The following is a 15,797-nucleotide window of genomic DNA, read 5'->3' on the forward strand; positions in this document are numbered from 1 at the left end:
CCGGCCTGCAAGGCTTAGCGCATGAACGATACTCCCGCGACGCCGAGCGCCGGCGCCCACGTCACCAACGAACACATCGCCCGCGCTCGCAAGCTCCTCGGCCAGCACCGCCAATCAATTGACAACATTGATGCGGCCCTCGTGCATCTGCTCGCTGAACGCTTCAAGTTCACGAAGGCCGTCGGGGCACTCAAGGCTGAGCACGGCCTACCCGCTGGCGATCCGGATCGTGAAAAGCACCAGGTCGAGCGCCTCACGCGCCTCGCCGAAGAATCCGGGCTCGACCCGGTGTTCACGCAGCGCTTCCTCAATTTTCTCGTGACCGAGGTGATCCGCCACCACGAGCAGATCGCGGCGGAGAAGTAGCGCCGCGCTCTCCGCACGGAACGGCCGAGCACCAGCGCGCGCACAAGAAAGGGGACCGCCCTGCGCCCAGCGCGCGAAGCGGCCCCACTCGTGCACACTGGGCGCTAGAAAACCTCGCTTTGGCGGTACTCCGCCATCGCATCAATGATCCAGCGCGCCACGAAATCGGCGAAGCTCGCGCGCGGGTAGAGGCGCCACACATTCTGCTCCACGCGGTGCAAAAGGATCGGCACGTGCGCCAGCTGGGTCGCGACCGCACGACCCGCGGGGAACTCACGCGGGTGAAGATCCGCGTTGCAGCCCTTCTCGAGAAGCTCCTCGCTGGCGCGGCCAGAAAGCTCAAACACGGTGCGATTCGCGGAAAGATCCACGGCGTGCCCCGGCAATCCTTCGAGAGAGGCCTCGAGGTCAGCCGCGGCTGCCTGAGTCGTATCGGAGGGATCGACGTACAGGAATTCGTCGGGCGAAAGCCACAAAACGTGACTGGCGTCGGAACTTCCCGTCACCTCGCCAACCCGCGAAGGAAGCGCAAAGCCGAGCACGCTCTCAAGCGCCCTCGCGCTTTCGCTTCCGGGCTTCGCGCGAAGCCCCACCTGAAGAGGCGAATCAAGCTCCGTGAGTGCCACCGAGCGCGGGCCGCACACGCGCGCCGCCTCCATCTCACCCGCGAGATGCGCGGCGGGCGTGACGCGGAATTCTTTCAACTGAGCGTTAGCCATCGCGGCGCTCTCCTTCCGGATCAAACAGGCACAGGGGCCCAATTTCTACATCGACGAGGCGGCCATCCACGGGGCTCGAAATGATCTCACCTTCGCGCTCGCGACCGCGCTCGATGAGCGCGAGACCAAAGGTGCGGCCGAGCGCCACCGAGTCGTAGCTCGAGGTTACGAAGCCGATGTCCTCGATTTGCCCATCACCCGGCAGCAGGGGAGTCGTGGCGTCAGCGTCACGAACCGTGAGATCCGTGCCCTTTTCCACGAGCTGCGCGCCTTCACGAAGGCGAAGCCGGCGGTCCACGGGCAGAACCGTCACGAGGTGACGCCGATCCTCCGCCGCGGTGTGGGCCCTCGCAAACGACCGCTTGCCGAGGAACTCCTCCTTCTTCTTCGACACGACCCAGCTCATGCCCGCATCCTGCGGCGTGACCGTGCCGTCCGTGTCCTGACCCACGATGATGAAGCCCTTCTCCGCGCGCAGAACGTGCATCGTTTCCGTGCCGTACGGTGTGATGCCAAATTCGCGCCCGGCCTCCTCGACGGCCTCCCACACGGCGAGACCGTAGTAGGCCTCCACATTGATCTCGAAACAGAGCTCTCCCGAGAACGAGATGCGGCACACGCGCGCCGGAATCCCGCTTTCGAGAGTCGTGTCGCGAAACGCCATGAACGGGAAGCCCTTGGCGGAAACATCGATGTTCGGAACCACTTTTTCGATCACGGCGCGTGACTTCGGGCCCGCGACCGTGATCGTCGCATACTGCTCCGTGACCGACGTGAACGTCACGTCGAGCTCGGGCCACTCCGTTTGCGAATATTCCTCGAGGTGGTCGAGAACCTTCGCGGCCCCCGACGAGGTGGTGGTCATGAGGAAGCGATCCTCCGCGAGCCTCATCGTCACGCCATCGTCGAAGATCATGCCGTCAGGCGTGCACATCACGCCGTAGCGCCCCATGCCCACCTTGAGAAGACGGAACGAATTCGTGTACACGCGGTCGAGGAATTCCGCCGCGTCCTTCCCGCGAATCTCGATCTTGCCGAGTGTGGTGCCGTCCATGAAACCCACGGACTCGCGTACCGCCGCGCACTCGCGGCGCACCGCTGCGTCCATCGATTCCGCTCCCTGCGGGTAGTACCAGGGGCGCTTCCATTGGCCCACGTCCTCGAACTTTGCGCCGTGGGCGAGGTGCCACGGGTGGATCGACGTGAGGCGCGCGGGGTCGAAGAGGTCGCCGCGCTCACGGCCCGCAATGACCGCGAAGGACACGGGGGAGTAGGGCGCGCGGTAGTTCGAGACGCCCACTTTCTCGAGGTCATCTTCGCCGAGTGCCGCCGCGAGGATTGCCATTGCGTTCACGCCCGAAGTTTTGCCCTGATCGTTGGCCGTGCCAATCGACGTGTAGCGCTTGATGTGCTCGATGCTGTGCATGCCCGCCCCGTAGGCGCGCATGACCTCGGCAACGGCCTGGTCGCGCTGGAGATCCACGAAGTGCTCGTTCCACTCACCCGGCTCGCCCTCCTCCGCGGGCACGAGCCACACGGGCTGCACGGGGGAGCGGTCAAGGGGCAGTGCGGTTCCGACGCTTGCCTTGGCAACCTCGCGCTTCAGTTTCCCGGCGTTGAAGCCCTTATTTTCGGCGGCGGCCTCGCGGGCCTCGATCCCCACGCGGTGGCCTGCCTCGAGGGCATCGTCGAGCGCAAATTTGCCGGTGAGGGCGCCCGCGTGGTGCTGGTGGGCAACGGGGGAGACGGGCACGAAGCCCGCGATGTCCGTGTTCCACGTGGTCTTTCCCTGGCGGTGGGTGTGGAGGTGAACGGTGGGGCTGTATCCGCCCGAGACGGCGAGGAGATCGCCCTCGATGCGGCGTGCTTCGCCCGTGAGCTCGGCGTTGGTATCGAGTCCGCGCACGGTGACGGCACTCAGGAGCCCGCCCTCGCCCGCGTCGGTATCGACTACGGCGGAGCCCGCGTAGAGGGCCGCGCCGATCTCGTGCGCGATTTTCTCGCAGTGCTCGGGCACGCGGCTCCGTGCATCGATGATCGCGGTGACCTTCGCCCCGGCCGCCGAGAGGTCGAGCGCACTCTCATAGCCCGCGTCGTTGGTGGTAAACAGCGCCGCTCGGCGGCCCGGCAGCGCGCCGTAGCGGTTGAGGTAGGTGCTCACGGCCGAGGCGAGCATGATGCCCGGGCGGTCGTTGTTCTTGAACACGAGCGGCCGCTCGAGAGCGCCGGTCGCAAGAATGACCTCCGCGGCGCGGAACTGCCACATGCGCTGGCGCGACACTCCGGGGCGCTTGGCACGTGGAAGGTGATCGGTGCGGTTTTCGACCGCGATTACGTAGTTTGCGTCGTAGCAACCGAAGGCGCTCGTGCGCGGAAGGTACGTGAAGTCGCTGTTCTTTTCGAGCTTCTCGATTTCGGTGCGTGCCCATTCGGGGCCGCTGACGCCATCGATCTCGACATCGCGCGCCGAGAGAAGTGAGCCGCCGGGTACGGGCTGGTCGTCGATAAGCACGATCCTGCACTGGCCTGCGAGGGCCGAGCGCGCAGCGGCAATGCCCGCGGGGCCCGCACCCACGATGAGCACGTCCACGTGGCGGTGCTTGTGGTCGTAGAGTGCCGGATCGGGACGCGGATCGAGTGCGCCCTGGCCGGAAACGAAAAGGGTCTCGAGGCCGGGCGTGGCCGGAACCGTTGTGACGGGGAGCATCGTCTCGTCGATATCGTGCGCGTCGCGTGCACGCACCGTGATGAGGCCGTTCGGCTCCTCGATTCCCGCCGCGAAGATTCCGCGTGGGCGGTGGCGGTACATCGATTCGGCCGTGTGGATCCGCCCGGAGGCGATGAGGGCCGAGGCAACCGTGTCGCCCTCGAAAGCCTCGATCTCCACGCCATCCACCGTGATCGAGAAGGGCTCGCCCTTTTCAAGGCCGTGCCGAGGGGAATGCTCGGGGGATAGTCGCATGCTCACTTGGTCTCTCCCATCGTGTGGGCGGCCTCGTTGCCGCCGTCAAGCTCGGGGCGTTTCTCGCCAACCGGATAAAACGCGAGGAACTCGTGGGTTGCCGTATCGCGCAGGGCGTTGAACCATTTGCGGCAGCCGCCCGAGTGCAGCCATCGCTCGGCGTACTCACCTTTGGGATTCGAGCGGTAGAACAGGTAGTGGGCCCATTCGGCGTCGCTCAACTCCGCGGTTTTCTCGGGGTAGGCCACGTGGGCCTCGCCGCCGTAGTGGAACTCGATCTCGTCGCGGTCGCCGCAGTGGGGGCACGTGAGAAGAAGCATCGTTGGTCTCTCTTTCGCCGTGGGTTAGTGAGCGACGGCAGCGGCGCCGTGCTCGTCGATCAGGTGGCCGGTCGTGAACCGCTCAAGGGAGAACGGCTCATTCAATTCGTGGGGGCGGTCGTTTGCGACCGTGTAGGCGAAGGTCCAGCCGCATGCGGGGGTGGCCTTGAAGCCGCCCGTGCCCCACCCGCAGTTGATGTACACGCCTTCGACGTCGCACAGCGACATGATGGGGGAGGCATCGAGCGTGACGTCCACGATCCCGCCCCACGTGCGCAGAAGGTGCGCGCGCGAGAACACGGGAAACAGCTCGATCGAGGCGGCGATCTGCTCGGAGACCACGTGGAACGAGCCGCGCTGAGCGTAGCCGTTGTATTGGTCAATTCCCGCGCCCATGACGAGTTCACCCTTGTGTGCCTGGGACACGTACATGTGCACGTGGTTGCTCATGACGACCGTGGGATGCACGGGCTCGAAAAGCTCCGAGACGAGGGCCTGGAGCGGATGCGACTGAGTGGGCACGCGCACCCCGAGTTGATCCGTGAGGGTCGTGGTGTGGCCCGCGGCCGCAAGCGCGATCTTGGGGGCGAGGATCTTTCCGCGAGTGGTCTCTACGCCGATGGCGCGGCCACCGTCGGAAAGAACCTTCGTGACCTCGCAGTTTTGGATGATGTCCACGCCGAGCTCATTGCACTTGCGCGCGTAGCCCCACGCGACCCAGTCGTGTTTCGCGATGCCCGCGCGCGGCTGGTAGGTCGCGCCCATAACCGGGTAGCGCACGTTGTCGCTGATGTTGAGGATCGGGCACACTTCTTTGACCTGCTCGGGCGTGAGCCACTCGGCGTCCACGCCGTTGAGCTTGTTCGCCTCGACTCTTCGCACCGATTCGCGCACGTCGCCGAGCGTGTGCGCAAGATTGAGCACGCCGCGCTGCGAAAAGAACATCTCGTACTCGAGTTCCTCGGTGAGGCCTTCCCAGAGCTTCATCGCATGCTCGTAGATCGCCGCGGATTCGTTCCACAGGTAGTTCGACCGGATGATCGTGGTGTTGCGGGCCATGTTGCCGCCCGCGAGCCACCCCTTTTCAAGCAGGGCGATGTTGGTCATCCCGTGGTTTTTTGCGAGGTAATACGCGGTGGCGAGTCCGTGACCGCCGCCGCCCACGACGATCGCGTCGTAGGTTTTCTTCGGGTCCGGGTTATCCCACAGGAAATCGGGGTGTTGAGGGAGTTCTTCCGCCACGGGGGCCTCCTAGGTTCTCGTCATTGAGAAAACGACTGGGCGTCATTTCCACGGAAGGTATTGGTGTCGATCCTAGAGAGAGACCAAAGGGCAGTCAAGCGATCAGTGCAACCGGGTTGCTTTTGTGGCAACACATGGGAGTCTTCGTGAGAGTGTTCGTATGGTGGCCGGCCGTACTGGCCAGGGGCGTTGGACCACAGCGCCCCCGCTGCGGCACGAGTCACCTTAGGGCCAGTGCGGCGCGTAAGCCGCGGTCAACGAGCTGAATTGTGTGGAGTGAGAGCGCGCCACCGTGGCGGAGTACCTCGTCTTCATCAATCGTTTCGAGATCGTCGCATAGTACTCGGCCCACGAGGGGATCGTACGAGCTGAGTTTCACGATGCTCTCGAGCGGGGGTTTTTCGGATGTCGTTATTCGGGCGACGATCGCACTCTTCAGGGCTCGGTTGCGTGCATTGTTGGAAACGACGAGAAAGGGCTTTTCTCCGTATCCCAGGTCTACCCAGTAAATATTCCCGCGAGTGAGGGTCATTCGGTGCCTGCTTCGGCTCGTCGTCTCGCACGCTCATGACGGCGCTTACGCCCGTGGTCTGCGGCAGCCCGATCCTCTTCGTTAAGTGTCGCCGCGTAGGCGGCGTAACCGGAGGCGTTTGCAGTTTCCTGCACCTTGTCGCGTGCAACGTTCAGAAGAGTGCTCAGTGCCTGAGCCTCAGAAAGGTGGTCGGGTAGCGGGCCTACGAGCGCTTCAACTGCTTCGCGAGCGGGGGTGCCAGGAGTGCGTATATCCCGGGTGAAAGTGGACATTTCTGCATCAACCGGAACGCTTTTTCGGGAGAGAGTGCTGGTGCTCATGTCAACAGCGTAACGCACATGCAGCATGATCTGCAGCAGTAAATGCTGCACGGTTGAGGAGTGTGATGATAGGCGAAAGGCCCCGAGAGCCACGGAGGAGCGAGGTCCTGCCGTGCCCGTCGGGGCCCTTGTGTTAATCGGCTCTGTGGTTTTGCGGCCGGTCCGCGCCTATTTCTTCTTCGCGGGCGGCTCGCCGAGCTCAACCTTCGAGAGCGTGATCGCGCCATCGGTCGAGGGCTCGAGCGTGAGCTCCTCGATCGAACCGAGCGCGCACACGTCGAAGCGCACGCTCTCGAACTGCGCGAGCGCCGCCTCGGGGAGTGCGAGGTGGGCGCGGAGCATCGGGGTCTTCTGCGAGACCTTCGCATCGCTCTTGACCTTGCGCACCGAGATGATCGCCTCGCTCACGATGCGCAGGAGCGATTCGTCCTGGCCCGCAGCGGCTTTCGCGAGCGGAGCGGAGGTGGGCCACGCCTGCGCATGCACCGAGCCCTCACGCCACCAGCTCCACACCTCGTCGGTCGCGAACGGGAGGTACGGAGCGAAAAGACGCAGCAGGGTCTCGAGCGCAATCTGGAGCGCCGCGCGTGCCGAAGCCGCGGGGCCTTCGCCCGCAGCGCCGTGTGCGCGGTTCTTCACGAGCTCGATGTAGTCATCGCAGAACGTCCAGAAGAACGGCTCGATGACTTCGATCGCGCGCGCGTAGTCGAGTTTCGCCATCGCCGCACTCGCTTGGTCCACGACACTCGCGAGAGAGGCGAGCATCGCGCGGTCGAGCGGTTCGGTCACGGCAGCCGGGTCGGCGGGGAGGGTGCCCTCCGGGTCCGACGCCACCTCGCCAAAACCGAGCGCGAACTTCGAGGCGTTGAGGATCTTGATCGCGAGGCGGCGGCCGATCTTCATCTGGCCCTCTTCGAAAGCCGTATCCGCACCCTGGCGGGCGCGTGCAGCCCAATAGCGCACGCCATCCGAGCCATACTTCTCGAGCAGGTCGATTGGCGTGACGACGTTGCCCTTCGACTTCGACATCTTCTTGCGGTCCGGATCGAGGATCCACCCGTTGATGCTCGCGCCCTGCCACGGAAGCGAATCGGTCAGCAGGTGCGAGCGCACGACCGTGCTGAACAGCCACGTGCGGATGATGTCGTGGCCCTGCGGGCGAAGATCCATCGGGTAGACCTTCTCGAACAGGTCGGAGTCATTGAGCCAACCGGTCGCGAGAAGCGGCGTGAGCGAGCTCGTCGCCCACGTGTCGAACACGTCCGGATCAGCCGTGAAGCCGTTTGGCTGATCGCGCTGAGAATCCTCGAAGCCCTCGGGCGCATCGAGGGTGGGATCCAAGGGGAGGCGATCCTCCGCGGGCACGAGCACGCGGTCATAATCGATCTCGCCGCGCTCATCGAGGCCGTACCACACGGGGATCGGCACGCCGAAGTAGCGCTGGCGGCTCACGAGCCAGTCACCCGTGAGGTTCTCGACCCAGTTGCGGTAGCGCGAGGCCATGAATTCCGGATACCAGGTGAGGTCGTCGCCGCGCTTCAGCAGCGCCGTGCGCAAAGTGCCGTCGGCCTCATCGCGCCCACCGTTCGTGATGTACCACTGGCGGCTCGTGACGTACTCGAGGGGTTTATCGCCCTTCTCGTAGAACTTGACAGGGTGGGTGATCTTCTTCGGCTCGCCCACCATGTCGCCCGTCTCGGTGACCATCTCGACGACGCGCTTTTGCGCGCTGAACACGGTGAGGCCTGCGAGTTCGGCGTAGCGCTCGCGGCCTGCCTCGCTCGTGATCCACGGGGCGTCCTCGAGGAAGCGGCCATCGCGGCCGATCACGGCGCGCGTGGGAAGGTCGAGTTCGCGCCACCAGATCACGTCGGTCGCATCGCCGAACGTACAGATCATCGCGATGCCGGCGCCCTTATCGGCCTGCGCGAGCGGGTGCGCGAGAACCGGCACCTCAACCTCGAAGAGTGGCGAGAGCACCTTCGTGCCGAACAGAGGCTTGTAGCGCTCGTCGTCAGGGTGGGCGACGAGGGCAACGCACGCGGGAAGAAGCTCCGGGCGGGTCGTCTCGATGAACACCTTTTCGCCATTATCCACGCGTGTAAAGCCCAGGCGGTGGTAGGCGCCCTCGCGATCGTGGTCTTCCTGCTCGGCCTGCGCGACCGCGGTGCGGAACGTGACGTCCCACGGGGTGGGCGCTTCGGCCTGGTAGGCCTGGCCGTTCTTCAGGTGAGTGAGGAAGGCCTTCTGGCTCACGGCGCGGGAGTTGTCGTCAATCGTTTGATAGCGAAGGTTCCAATCGACCGAAAGGCCGAGGGTGCGGAACGTGTGCTCGAACGCCTTCTCATCTTCCGTTGCCAGCTCGAGGCACAGCTCGATGAAGTTCTTGCGGCTGATCGGCATTTGGTTCTGCGGCTTTGAAGTCTTCGCGTTACCGCCCCGGTGCGGCGGCTCAAAGTTCTCGACGTACGGAAGGCTCGGATCGCAGCGCACGCCGAAGTAATTCTGCACGCGGCGCTCCGTGGGCAGGCCGTTATCGTCCCAGCCCATCGGGTAGAACACGTCCTTGCCGGCCATGCGTTGGAACCGTGCGAGGATATCGGCCTGCGTGTACGCAAACACGTGACCGATGTGCAGCGAGCCCGAAGCGGTGGGCGGGGGAGTGTCGATCGAGAAGACCTTCTCGCGGCTCGTCTCGCGGTTAAACGCGTACACCTTCGCGCTTTCCCACTCGGCATCCCACTTGCCCTCGAGACCATCGAGGCTCGGGCGGTCGGGAATTGCGGGGCTCATCGGTTGGGCGGTCGAGTCGTGACCTGCGTCGTGGCTGTTTTCGCTCATGCGCTCATTGTTTCACGCATGCACGCATCGGTGGTGCTACGGGGGCGTGAGATGCCCCAACGAGAAGCGCTGAAAAGGGCAGTCTCACGCTGGGCCCTTTGTGCCTTGTAGGCCTCTAGGCGCGGCATACTATAGGGGCGAGCCGGCGTCGGACACCCGCGCCCGGCCCCCACGACGCCCGCAAGCGGAAGGTTCCCATGAAGCGCCCCGACCCCACCGGCCACGCACTTGAGTTTGAGGCGGGTGAGCTGTTCTTTTCCACGACCGACGAGCGCGGCCACATCGACAAGGCCAACGACGTGTTCGTGCGGCTCTCGCGCTACGAGGCGAACCAGCTCAAGGGTGCTCCGCACAACATCATTCGCCACCCCGACATGCCCTCTGGCGTTTTCCGCCTGCTCTGGGAGTCGGTGGAAAAGGGCCAGCCGTTCGCGGGGTACATTCGCAACCTTTCAGCCGACGGTAGCCACTACGACGTCTTTGCCACGGTCACCCCACTTCCCGAAGGCGGGTACCTCTCGGTGCGTTCGAAGCCGATGAGCACCGCGACTTTCGACGACGTGTTCGAGGCCTACGCGGTTATCGTCGCCGAAGAAAATAAGCTGCGCGAGCAGGGAAGGAGCGCGCGCGAGGTTGCGGGCGTGGGCGCGAAGCTCGTGGACAACGCCGTGCGCGATCTCGGCTACGACGGCTACGACATGTTCCAGCGCAAGGCGCTCCTTCGCGAGGTCATGCTGCGCGAGGAGGCTCTCGAAGGCACCCTCGGTATGGTCGTCACCAATACGATCGACCTCATCGTGCGCGCTGCCCTCGGCATCCACGCTGAGGTGAGTGTGCTGTCGTTCGATCAGGAGACCCTCGAAACAATCGCGAGCTACACCGACTCGGTTCTGCGCCGCATCCGCAACGACATCGACCTTCAGGCCGCCGCCGAGCTCGGCCTGTGGGACTCGAGCGACAACGCCCTGCGCCCGCGGCTCAACTCCCTCACGGGCGAGCTTTCGACCCTTGCAGCGCTCTCGCGCGAAACCCAGTTCCAGATTTCCCTCGCCCGCCTCCAGGCCGCGATGGTCACGCAGTTTGCGGACGAGCGCTTCGAGATCGAGGAGCCGGCCGCGCGCGCCGAGGCCAATAGTGCGATCCGCGACCTCGTTTCCGCGCTCCTCGCGGATCTTGACGTCATGCTCCAGCACATTGGCTCACTCCACGTCGCGATTCACCGAGCTCGAACCTCGATCGACAGCGTGAGCGCGAAGATGCATGAGCGGCGTGAGCTCGTGGATAACTTCCTCGACGAATCCTTCGAGCAGGGCACGGATCTCTCCGAGCGTGCCGAGGCACTTGAACCCCACTTCAGTCAGTCGGTGATCGACGCCGACGTTGCGCTCTCGAGGCTCGAACGCCTCGCGAAAGCGCTGCACGACTTTGACGCCGAATATGATGCGGCGCCGCTCGAGCGCATGCGCGAGCAGCTCCTCGAAGCCCTTGAAAACACGGAGGTGTGATGGATATGCCTTGGCGAGAGACACGGACGGCGGTCGTGACTGGCGCGAGCTCTGGAATTGGGCGCGCCACGGCGCTTCGTCTCTACGAGGAGGGGTACCGCATTCTTGCGATTGCCCGCCGGCGCGAGCGACTCGAGGATCTCGCGCGCATGGTGAACGACCCCGAGATGTTTGCTGTTCTCGCCTGCGACGTGAGTGTTGACGGCGACGTCGCGCGCGTGGCTGAGTACGTTGAGCGCGAGTTCGCCGGAAAACTCACGACGCTGTGCAATATCGCTGGCGGCGCGCTCGGCGTCGAGCAGGTCGCCGACGCCGCCTTCGACAAGTGGGAGGGCATGTTCCGCTCGAACGTGATCGGCGCGGGCCGCGTGACAAAGGCGCTCCTTCCCGCACTCGAGGCAAGCGGTCACGGCGACGTCGTGTTCCTGACCTCGACCGCGAGTCAAGCAGCGTACGAAGGCGGATCCGGCTACAACGCCGCGAAGGCTGGCGAGCACATGATCGCCTCTGCACTCAGGCTTGAGCTTGCGGGCAAGCCGATCCGCGTCATCGAAATTGCTCCCGGGCTCGTGCGAACCGAAGAATTCAGCCTCACGCGCCTCGGCGGTGACCAGGCCGCCGCCGACAAGGTCTACGAAGGTGTGGAGAAGCCGCTCACGGCCGACGACGTCGCCGACGTCATCGCGTATTCCGTCAATCTTCCGCACCACGTGAATCTCGACCTCGTGACGCTGCGGCCGCTCGCGCAAGCGGCGCAGCACAAGCTTATTCGCACCACGTGAGGCCACTCGAGCTCCCCGACACGGGACTCAGCGACGGCCAAAAGGTCGAAACGACACGCATCCTCGCGCTCTTTTCCCCGCACCGGGGAACGCTTGTCATCGTTCTCGCCCTCATCGCGCTCGGCGCCCTCACCGGTGTGATCTCGCCGTTCCTCGTGCGCGAGATCGTCGATGTTGCCCTGCCCGAAGGCGACGTTGCGCTTCTTGCCTGGTGCGCTTTTGGCATGATCGCCGTGTACGTTGCGGGGGCGATCTTCACGGTGCTGCAATCCTTCCTCTCGACCCGCGTGGGGCAGGCCATCATGCACGACCTGCGAGTGCGGGTTTTTGCGCACCTCCAGCGCATGGGCCTGCCGTTCTTCACCTCGACGCGGACCGGCGAGATTCAGTCACGCATCTTTAACGACATCGGCGCCATGCAGTCGGTCGTCACGAACGTTGCCACCCAAATCGTCTCGGCGAGCGCCACGATCCTCATGAGCGCGATCGCGATGATCGCGATGGACTGGAGGCTCTTCCTTTTTTCGCTCGTCACCACACCGATCGCGTCGGTCCTGAATCGACGTGTGGGCAAGCGGCGCCGGGCACTCGTCAAGCGTCGGCAAGAAGCCGCCGCCGATCTCTCCGCCCACATTTAAGAGTCCCTTTCCGTCTCCGGAATCCTGCTGTCAACGACCCTTGGTCGCTCCGAACCGATCATCGAAGCGTTCGACAACGAATCGCGCGACCTTTCGCGTCTTGAAGTCGAATCGGAAATGGCGGGCCGCTGGATGCAAGGCCTCTACTCCGTGCTCCTATGGATCATCCCGGCCCTCACCTACCTCATTGGCGGGGTGCTCTTCATTCGGGGCATTGGGGATCTCACGATTGGTACGCTCGTGGCCTTCGTGGCAATGCAAACGACGCTTTTCCCGCAGCTCAACACCCTTTTGCGCGTCGCAACCCAGGTGCGCGCGAGCCTTGCGCTGTTCACGCGCGTGTTCGAATACCTCGATCTCGAGATCCCCATCAAAGAAGCGGAAGAGGCGCAAACCTTCCCCGGCGGGCGCGCCCGCGGTCACGTGAGTTTTGAGGACGTGCACTTCGCGTACCCGGGCGCGGAGCGCGACACGATCGCAGGAGTGGCGTTTGAGGTGCCTCGCGGCACGCACACGGCGATTGTGGGCAGCACGGGAAGTGGGAAAACGACTCTCGGCTACCTCCTCTCACGGCTCTACGACGTGAGCTCGGGGAGGGTCCTGATCGACGGCATCGACGTGCGGGAGTTGACGCTCGACTCGCTCGCGGGCGCCGTCGGAGTGGTCACGCAAGAGACCTACCTGCTCCACGCGAGCATTGCCGACAACCTGCGGTTCGTAAAGCCCGACGCCAGCGAAGCCGACATGGTGCGGGCCTGCGAAATGGCGCAAATCCACGCCCACATCGAGGCGCTCCCGCACGGCTACAACACGATCGTGGGGGAGCGAGGATACCGATTCTCGGGAGGGGAAAAGCAGCGCCTCGCGATCGCGCGAACGATCCTTCGCGACCCGCCCATTCTGCTTCTCGACGAAGCCACGAGCGCGCTTGACACCGTGACCGAGCGCGCCATGGGAGGGGCGCTGCGCAGTCTCAGCGAGGGGCGCACGACGATCTCGATCGCGCACAGACTCTCGACCGTGCGCGATGCCGATCAGATTCTCGTGGTGAAGGCGGGGCGCATTTGCGAGCGCGGCACCTTCGATCAGTTGCGTGCCGCGGGCGGCGAGTTTAGCCGCCTCGCGACGGGTGGGCGGCAGGCGTAAGGCTCTTAGGCCTCCACCTCGATGTGGCCCACGCCGCGGTCGACGCAGCACGCAATGCGCGTGCCGTGCTCCTCTTCCTCGAGGTACTCGTTCTCGTATTCGACCTCGCCGCTCACGAGAGGGACGACGCACGTGCCGCACGTGCCTCCCTCACACGAATACTTCATGGGAACGCCGGCATCGAGAAGCGCCTGGAGGAGCGACGTGTCTTCGTCAACCTCAACGGTCACGTTGGACTTGGTTGCGGTGGCGGTGAACGGTTCCTTATCGAAGAGGCCCACGGAAAATCTCCTTGTTGCGAAGCATCATGAGGGATGAACGCCCTCAAGCATGACACACAAGCCTAAATCACGCGCTTCTCGCGCGCCCAGCGGGAGAGCTCGTAGCGGTTCGTGAGCTGAAGTTTCTTGAGCACGTTCGAGACGTGGGTTTCGATCGTGCGATCCGAAATGAAGAGCGCCGATGCTGCCTCGCGGTACGTGTGGCCGCGCGCGATGAGCTTCATGACTTCCTGCTCGCGCGGGCTCAGCAGATCCATCTCGCTTGGGATCGACGGTGCCTGGCCGCGAAAGGCATCGAGCACGAAGCCTGCAAGGCGAGGCGAAAACACCGCATCGCCCTCGGCGATCTTGTGGAGTGCCGCCGCGAGTTCTTCGCCGGTCGTGGACTTCGTGACGTAGCCGCGTGCACCCGCGCGAATCACGGCGATCACGTCCTCCTCGGCATCCGAAACCGAGAGGGCGAGGCAACGCACTGGCTCTCCCGTTTCCGTCGTGAGTGACTCGAGGGTCTCGGCGACCTCCGCACCGCCGCCACCGTTGCCACCCGGAAGGTGCACGTCGAGGAGCACCACGCTCGGGCGCAACTCGCGCGCCTTTTCGATGGCTTCCTCCACGGTGAGGGCGATCCCCACGATCTCGATGCCCCCGAGCCGGCTGAGTTCCTCGCTCACCCCCGAGGCGAAGATCCGGTGGTCATCGACCACGAGCACGCGAACGTTCTCAGCCATGGCGTTCCTTTTCCTGTCTCTCGAGCACGAGGGTCACTTCGCAGCCGCCACCGATCGCGCCTCGCACACTCGCGAAGCCGCCAGCACGGGCCATGCGTCCAAGGATAGACTCGCGCACCCCGAGGCGCCCCTCAGGGATCGCGTTCATGTCGAAGCCGTCGCCGCGGTCGCGCACGAACACTTCGATATTTTCCCCCGCGGCATCGAGGAACACCTGCACACCCACCTTGCCGTGGCGCGCAGCATTGCTCGCGGCCTCGCGAAGGGCGAGAAGGAGCGGCTGGTACCCCTTTGCGAAGGGCGCATCGCCCACGCAGACAACCTCGATCGGCACCTCATTCACTCGTTCGGTCTCTTGCGCAATGCGGGTGACGGCTTCGCGAAGGGTGAGCGGCGCGGCGTGCGAGGCGCGCGGGGTTGCGTACGGCGGTGCGGAGGAAGGAGTGATGTTCCCGTACAGCCAGCGGCGAAGCTCAGTTTCCTGTTGGCGCGCGAGGTGCTTCATGCGCTCTGGCGGGGTTGATTCGCGCTGGATCACGGTGAGGGTTTGGAGCACCGAATCGTGAAGGTGCGAGGCGATTTCCGCCTGGTGATCGGCGAGGGCGCGCTCGCGGGACTCTTCGCGCATGCCCGCCCACAGTCGCCTGGCCCACGGCACCACGAGGATCGAGGCGAGAAGGAGCGAGAAGAGGGTTGCCGCGGCGGTGATGCCCATCGCGCGCACGCCAAGGAGTGCACCGACGATCACGAGAGCCCCGCCCACGAGGAGGAGCCCCCCGAGGAGAACGGCGCCCGTCACGGCGAGGGGAAGGCTCGAGACCCGCCCCGTCCAGCGGGCCATGTCGACGCTCGAGAGCGGGAGCGTGCCTAGCGCAATACCGGCGGAGAGGATGCCAGCGCCGATCGCCACCGGAACCTCGGTATGCAGATCGGGAACGAGTGCGGGCAGGGCCCCAACGCTCACGATCGCGACCGAGGCCCCCACGATCCCCGCGAGGATTGTCCACCGCACGGCCGTCCCGAACGGCGTGTGGCCGCTTGCGAGTGTGAGGGAGGCCTGGCGGAGTGCGGGCTTTCCGCGCACGGGTGCATGTGACAGCTCGGCGAGAACCTCGCGCTCGTGCTCGCGGTCAAGGGGAAGCGCCCACCACGCGAGAACGTACACGAGCATGACGCTTCCGCCGATACCGAGGAGCGCATACAGCGCAAGGGGGGCAAGGTGCAGAAGGAACGTTGCGGGAAGAACGCACGCAAGAGCGAGGCCACCGAGCGTGAAGAAGGCGCGAATGGCGCCCACTGGAACACCCATGGCTTTCGCGAGCGCGGCGCACACGCCCGTGAGCTCCGCGCCGGCACGTTCGCGTGTCCACGCGCTGGCGCTCGGCTGGAGAAGTTCGCTCATGCGACCATAGTGG

15 protein-coding genes are annotated in these 15,797 nt (G+C 64.8%); 5 read left to right on the forward strand and 10 right to left on the reverse strand.

Going from position 1 to position 15,797, the window contains the following annotated elements; all coding sequences use genetic code 11:
* Window positions 1-21 precede the first annotated feature (21 nt).
* Window positions 22-366 carry a chorismate mutase gene (locus D8M36_RS05355; protein ID WP_126847303.1) on the forward strand — a complete coding sequence of 115 codons (345 nt, stop codon included), beginning with the start codon at window positions 22-24 and terminating at the stop codon, window positions 364-366.
* A 104-nt stretch (window positions 367-470) separates the two neighbouring features.
* Here D8M36_RS05355 and D8M36_RS05360 read toward each other — a convergent pair whose 3' ends face one another.
* The 7 genes from D8M36_RS05360 to valS all read right to left on the reverse strand — a co-directional run bounded on the left by D8M36_RS05360 (window position 471) and on the right by valS (window position 9,302).
* Window positions 471-1,085, reverse strand: coding sequence for a sarcosine oxidase subunit gamma (locus D8M36_RS05360; RefSeq protein ID WP_126847305.1), 615 nt, complete (start codon window positions 1,083-1,085; stop codon window positions 471-473).
* Window positions 1,078-4,047, reverse strand: a complete 2,970-nt coding sequence (locus D8M36_RS05365; protein ID WP_164497572.1) for a 2Fe-2S iron-sulfur cluster-binding protein — start codon at window positions 4,045-4,047, stop codon at window positions 1,078-1,080. Before D8M36_RS05365 ends, D8M36_RS05360 begins: the two co-directional genes overlap by 8 nt.
* Before the next feature lie 2 nt (window positions 4,048-4,049).
* Window positions 4,050-4,367, reverse strand: a complete 318-nt coding sequence (locus D8M36_RS05370; protein WP_126847309.1) for a sarcosine oxidase subunit delta — start codon at window positions 4,365-4,367, stop codon at window positions 4,050-4,052.
* 24 nt (window positions 4,368-4,391) lie between these two features.
* Window positions 4,392-5,609, reverse strand: coding sequence for a sarcosine oxidase subunit beta family protein (locus D8M36_RS05375; RefSeq protein ID WP_126847311.1), 1,218 nt, complete (start codon window positions 5,607-5,609; stop codon window positions 4,392-4,394).
* A 220-nt stretch (window positions 5,610-5,829) separates the two neighbouring features.
* Window positions 5,830-6,141 (reverse strand): type II toxin-antitoxin system PemK/MazF family toxin, encoded by a 312-nt coding sequence (locus tag D8M36_RS05380; RefSeq protein WP_074298159.1) that lies wholly within the window; start codon window positions 6,139-6,141, stop codon window positions 5,830-5,832.
* On the reverse strand, window positions 6,138-6,461 hold the full coding sequence (locus D8M36_RS05385) for a hypothetical protein (RefSeq protein WP_065248284.1): 324 nt from the start codon (window positions 6,459-6,461) through the stop codon (window positions 6,138-6,140). Before D8M36_RS05385 ends, D8M36_RS05380 begins: the two co-directional genes overlap by 4 nt.
* Before the next feature lie 168 nt (window positions 6,462-6,629).
* Complete coding sequence (gene valS / locus D8M36_RS05390; RefSeq protein ID WP_126847313.1) at window positions 6,630-9,302, reverse strand: valine--tRNA ligase; 2,673 nt, start codon at window positions 9,300-9,302, stop codon at window positions 6,630-6,632.
* Window positions 9,303-9,499: 197 nt separating this feature from the next.
* On the opposite strand from valS, the gene D8M36_RS05395 reads away from it, so the two are divergent.
* The 4 genes from D8M36_RS05395 (at window position 9,500) to D8M36_RS10335 (ending at window position 13,373) form a co-directional block, all read left to right on the forward strand.
* The gene (locus D8M36_RS05395) at window positions 9,500-10,807 is read left to right on the forward strand and encodes a PAS domain-containing protein (protein WP_126847314.1); all 1,308 of its coding nucleotides are present in this window, start codon (window positions 9,500-9,502) and stop codon (window positions 10,805-10,807) included.
* Window positions 10,807-11,589 carry an SDR family oxidoreductase gene (locus D8M36_RS05400; protein ID WP_126847414.1) on the forward strand — a complete coding sequence of 261 codons (783 nt, stop codon included), beginning with the start codon at window positions 10,807-10,809 and terminating at the stop codon, window positions 11,587-11,589. Before D8M36_RS05395 ends, D8M36_RS05400 begins: the two co-directional genes overlap by 1 nt.
* Complete coding sequence (locus tag D8M36_RS10330) at window positions 11,586-12,227, forward strand: ABC transporter transmembrane domain-containing protein (RefSeq protein WP_238638390.1); 642 nt, start codon at window positions 11,586-11,588, stop codon at window positions 12,225-12,227. Before D8M36_RS05400 ends, D8M36_RS10330 begins: the two co-directional genes overlap by 4 nt.
* A gap of 117 nt (window positions 12,228-12,344) precedes the next feature.
* Window positions 12,345-13,373, forward strand: coding sequence for an ABC transporter ATP-binding protein (locus D8M36_RS10335; protein WP_238638391.1), 1,029 nt, complete (start codon window positions 12,345-12,347; stop codon window positions 13,371-13,373).
* A 5-nt stretch (window positions 13,374-13,378) separates the two neighbouring features.
* On the opposite strand, the gene D8M36_RS05410 is transcribed toward D8M36_RS10335, so the two are convergent.
* The 3 genes from D8M36_RS05410 to D8M36_RS05420 form a co-directional block, all read right to left on the reverse strand.
* On the reverse strand, window positions 13,379-13,654 hold the full coding sequence (locus D8M36_RS05410) for a 2Fe-2S iron-sulfur cluster-binding protein (RefSeq protein ID WP_074298151.1): 276 nt from the start codon (window positions 13,652-13,654) through the stop codon (window positions 13,379-13,381).
* 62 nt (window positions 13,655-13,716) lie between these two features.
* The gene (locus D8M36_RS05415) at window positions 13,717-14,382 is read right to left on the reverse strand and encodes a LuxR C-terminal-related transcriptional regulator (RefSeq protein ID WP_126847316.1); all 666 of its coding nucleotides are present in this window, start codon (window positions 14,380-14,382) and stop codon (window positions 13,717-13,719) included.
* The gene (locus tag D8M36_RS05420) at window positions 14,375-15,784 is read right to left on the reverse strand and encodes an ATP-binding protein (protein ID WP_126847318.1); all 1,410 of its coding nucleotides are present in this window, start codon (window positions 15,782-15,784) and stop codon (window positions 14,375-14,377) included. Before D8M36_RS05420 ends, D8M36_RS05415 begins: the two co-directional genes overlap by 8 nt.
* Window positions 15,785-15,797 lie beyond the last annotated feature (13 nt).

Origin of the sequence: Dermabacter sp. HSID17554 (genome assembly GCF_003989295.1) — a bacterium.
Lineage (GTDB): Bacteria > Actinomycetota > Actinomycetes > Actinomycetales > Dermabacteraceae > Dermabacter > Dermabacter vaginalis.